At 51.4% G+C, this 5,211-nt stretch carries 2 protein-coding genes; both read left to right on the forward strand.

Annotation, left to right across the window (positions count from 1 at the left end; genetic code table 11):
* Positions 1-4,618: type I polyketide synthase (locus Q0R35_RS10150; RefSeq protein WP_295617103.1), on the forward strand; the 4,618-nt coding region annotated here is incomplete at its 5' end.
* Positions 4,619-4,703: 85 nt separating this feature from the next.
* Positions 4,704-5,211 (forward strand): methyltransferase, TIGR04325 family (locus Q0R35_RS10155; protein ID WP_295617106.1); only part of this gene is annotated, 508 nt, incomplete at its 3' end.

Consider the following 5,211-nt stretch of genomic DNA (forward strand, 5'->3'; position numbering starts at 1 on the left):
CGACGGTTTAATTGGCTTGTATGCAGGCTGCGGTCAAAACACCTATTTCGAGCGACATATTAGCAACCGATCGGACGTTATCGACCGACTGGGGGCGTTCCAAACCATGTTGGCTAATGAAAAAGACTTTTTAGCTACTAGGGCTGCTTATAAGCTGAATTTAAAAGGCCCCAGCCTGAATATTAACACTGCCTGTTCGACTTCTTTAGTGGCGATCGCTGAGGCTGTTTACAGCTTAACCAGCTATCGCTGCGACATCGCCATCGCGGGGGGAATTTCGATTTCGACTCCCCAAAACAGCGGTTATTTATATCAAGAAGGGGGCATTTTAGCTCCCGACGGGCACTGTCGCCCGTTCGATGCCCAGGCGCAGGGCACGTTATTTAATAACGGTGCGGGGTTGGTGGTATTGAAGCGACTGGGTGAAGCCCTAGCAGATGGCGATCGAATTTATGCCGTCATTCGCGGGGTGGGTGTAAATAACGATGGAGCTAATAAAGCCAGCTTCACGGCTCCGAGTGTATCTGGGCAAAGAGACGCGATTTTGATGGCGCAAGCTCAGGCAAATTTCGACCCCGCCACGATCGCGTATATTGAGGCTCACGGTACGGCTACCGCACTCGGCGATCCGATCGAACTCGAAGCCCTCACCCAAGCCTTCCGCACCACTACTTCCGCCGAGCAATTTTGCGCGATCGGTTCGATTAAAAGTAATATCGGACATACGATCGCCGCCGCCGGGGTAGCAGGGACGATTAAAACAGCTCTGGCTATATACCATAAGCAAATCCCCGCTACTCTGAACTTTACCGCACCCAACCCGCAAATCGACTTCGATCGCAGCCCTTTTTATGTCAATACCCAGCTCCTAGACTGGCAAGTAGGCGATACACCCCGACGGGCGGGAGTGAGTTCTTTTGGGGTGGGCGGTACTAATGCCCATATCGTGATAGAAGAAGCACCAGCCCCGATTCCAGCTACACCTTCGCGCCCCCAGCAACTGTTATTGCTTTCGGCTAAAACCGAGGGGGCACTAACGCAGATGACGACGAACCTCAAACAGCATCTCCAACAGTATCCTGTCGATTTAGCCGATGTCGCATTTACCCTCCAAACAGGTCGAAATCGGTTTGAATACCGACGGTTTGTCGTCAGTCAAAATCTCGATACGGCGATCGCCGATTTAGAGAGCCTTCCGCCGCTGCGATCTGCAACCCGTAGCACTTCGGCGCGATCGCCAGAGATCGTTTTTATGTTCCCCGGACAAGGATCGCAGTATCTAAACATGGGTAAAACACTCTACGATCGCGAACCCGTCTTTCGATCGAGTGTCGATCGCTGTGTTGAGATCTTACAGCCGTTGCTGGGTCTAGATCTGCGGGAAATTATGTATGCAGCAGAGCAGACCGAAAATGCCGATCTGCTCCGTCAGACTCAATTTGCCCAACCTGCACTATTCACGATCGAATACTCTCTGGCTCAATTATGGCAAAGTTGGGGCATCAAACCCACCGCCGCGATCGGACATAGTATCGGCGAATTCGTCGCCGCCTGTTTAGCGGGCGTATTTTCGCTAGCAGATGGGCTGAAACTGGTAGCTACTAGAGGGCAAATGATGGCAGATCTGCCCCCCGGATCGATGTTATCCGTCCGGTTAGCCGCCGAACTAGTCGCCCCCAAACTGACTCCAGACATGGCGATCGCGGCAATTAATGGCCCCTCGCTCTGTGTGGTATCGGGGCCGAGTAAGGCGGTTGCCGCACTCCAAGCCGAACTCGAAAGCGCAGAGGTTATCAGTAAGCCATTACATACCTCTCACGCCTTCCATTCACCCATGATGGATCCGGCGATCGAACCCTTTGCCGCCTTAGTCAGTACCATTCAATTATCGCCCCCGCAATTTCCGTTTATTTCTACCGTTTCAGCGACTTGGATTACCAAAGAACAGGCGACAGATTATCGCTACTGGGCGAGCCATCTGCGCGCCACCGTCCGCTTTGCCGATGGCATTCGAGAACTATGGCAAACAGATCCCGATCGAGTGTTGTTAGAAGTCGGCCCCCGTACTACTACCGCCACCCTCGCCCGCCAGCAAGCCCAAGATCTCAGACGACAGATCGCCATTTCGACCTTAGGCAGCACCACCGCCGATGATGGCGAATGGGTCGCTATACTACAGGCGATCGGGCAGCTCTGGCTCAGTGGCGCAAACCTAGATTTTGATGCCTTCTATACCGCCGAAATCCGCAACCGCTTGCCATTACCCACTTATCCATTCGATCGGCAACGATACTGGATCGATCCACTCCCCGCACATCCCGTCGAACCGCCCGTTCTGTCTCAACCCGCCCTAAATTCCATCGCCGAGGTCACACCAACCATGCCTACATCCCGCCAGCAAGAACTAATTCCGCAAATTACCCAGGTGATGGTAGCCGCATCAGGGCTGGATCTTGCCAGTGCCGATGCCAATACCACATTTCTCGAAATGGGGATGGATTCGTTATCTTTAACCCAAGTCGCCACCGCACTCAAGCAAAAATTCAAAATTAAAGTCACATTTAGGAACCTCCTAGAAGACTATCCCAATCTAGATACCCTGGCAGGTTTTATCGATCTATCCCTACCCCCAGCCGCAGCCCCAGCACCTGTAGCTGCCGCTCTAACTATTGCAAATCTAGTCGTCGAAGAACTACCTGTAGCAACCTTAACCGTCCCTGAAGCCCCAAAAAGTGGCAGTAACGGTCATAACGGCAATAACGGTCATCAATCGACAAACGGCAACGGCAAAACCGCAGATCGATCGCCGATCGCCGCCCTACCCGCAGCAGCCAGTAGCGATATCGCCGCCCTCGCCCAGCAACAGCTACAGGTAATGTCGCAGATTATGTCGCAACAACTCGATTTGTTGGCGCGCAATCCTGGCACTTATCGCCCCGCACCCACACCAATCCCCACCGAAAATCCCTTACCTGTGGCGACTTCAGAAGTTCCCGATGCCAAAACCCTGCTCGATGGCGCGAAACTAACCGCCACCACTGAACCAGCTCCCAAAAAAGCTTTCGGCCCAGGTGCCAAAATCGAGAAACCAGGTAATAGCAACACGCTTACCCCCCAACAGCAAAGTCATCTCGATCGGATCGTCAGCCGCTACGTCGCGCGCACCTCAGCATCAAAACAAGAATCGCAGCAGCATCGAGCCTATCTAGCCGATCCGCGCACGGTATCGGGATTCACGCCATTGTATAAAGAAATGGTTTACCCGATCGTCGTCGATCGATCTGCTGGCTCCAAACTGTGGGATATCGACGGTAACGAGTATGTAGACATTACCAACGGCTTTGGCTCCAACTTCTTTGGTTGGTCATCGCAATTTATTACCGATGCCATTCAAGCACAACTAGCCAAAGGCATTGAAATCGGCCCCCAAACACCACTCGCCGGACGCGTTGCCAAGCTAATCTCGGAATTAACCAAACACGAGCGCGTTGCCTTCTGCAACACCGGATCTGAAGCAGTCATGGCAGCCATGCGGTTGGCGCGTACCGTCACCGGACGCAGCAAAATCGCCCTATTTGCAGGTGCTTATCACGGTACCTTCGATGAAGTCGTCCTCCGCAAAGCGGCTAACGGGATGTCCTTACCCGCAGCACCAGGAATTCTGCCCTCAATGGTTGAGAATACGCTCGTCTTAGACTATGACGACCCCAACTCCATCGAAATTTTACGCGCTCAGGCGGACGATTTGGCGGCAATTATGGTCGAACCCATCCAAAGCCGCCGTCCAGATCTACAGCCGATCGATTTCTTGCGCGAACTGCGCCAACTGACCGAAAAATCGGGTACCGCATTCATCATTGATGAAGTCGTCACGGGTTTCCGCGTCCATCCCGGCGGCGTGCAACAACACTTCGGCATTCAAGCCGACTTATCTAGCTACGGTAAAGTATTTGGCGGTGGCTTGCCGATCGGTGCGGTTGCTGGTAGGGCAGAATATATGGATGCTCTCGATGGTGGAGCTTGGCAATATGGCGACGAATCGTTCCCCGAAGTCGGCGTAACCTTCTTTGCAGGTACCTTCGTCCGGCATCCGATGGCTCTAGCCGCCGCTGAAGCCGTATTGACTCGGCTCAAAGCTGAAGGGCCACAACTGCAATATGCCCTCGCCGCGAAGGTCGAAAAATTTGTCACTCATTTAAACCAGCACTTTACCCAAGTCGGCGCACCGATTAAAATCGCGCATTTTAGCTCGTTCTTCTATATCAAATATCCCACTGAAGTCCCGCACGGGAGCTTACTATACTTCCTCCTGCGCGAAAAAGGCATCCATATTTGGGAATATCGCCCCTGCTTCTTGAGCTTGGCGCATACAGAAGCCGATATCGATCGAGTAATTCAGGCATTTAAAGAAAGCGTTGCCGAAATGCAAGCCGCCGGATTTTTACCTGGAGCCACACCAGATCGGGAATCGATCGTTGGCATAGCCTCTCCTTTGGAGCATCGCAATACCCCACCCCAACCTGGTGCCAAACTCGGCAAAGATCCCAGCGGTCAGCCAGCCTGGTATATTCCCGATCCCGATCGCATCGGCAAATATCTACAAGTCAGCGAAGTTTAATATTATCGAGAGTTAATTTGGGTACTTTATTAAAATTAGTACCCGATCGAATTTGCTTGGTAGATCGAGTATTGGTTAATAAATCATGAATCAAATTGTTAAAAGCTTAAAGAAAGTTTCGCGTAGAGGTGTCGAGAATACACCAGTTCTGAGAGATTTCTACTATTATCATTGGCTGTTCCCCAGAAATCCTAATCTTTATCGAGGAGTTTTCAAATCTTTTGCTGAAGCTTCAGCCGCAATTCCGATTAGTAAACCGTCTGGTTACAATCTTGAAGATTTGCATAACAGCTCGCTGAAACACAATCTCGACTTAGAAGAGATTGGTAAATTTAAACAGGTCGATTATCCCGTTCTGGTTTGGTTGGCAAAACTATTTAAAGATCGATCGACAGTTTTCGATTTAGGTGGCAATACAGGCTACAGCTATTACGCTTATCGCAAATATATCGACTATCCGCCAGCAATACAATGGTCGATCTGTGATGTCCCCGCCGCTGTTGGAGTTGGAAATAAGCTGTTGCAGCGGTTTGACAGTCCGGGATTGTCATACACCACCAATATTAATGATGCTGAGGGTTTCGATATCTTTC

It is taken from the genome of Chamaesiphon sp. GL140_3_metabinner_50, assembly GCF_025361915.1.
Classification (GTDB): domain Bacteria; phylum Cyanobacteriota; class Cyanobacteriia; order Cyanobacteriales; family Chamaesiphonaceae; genus Chamaesiphon.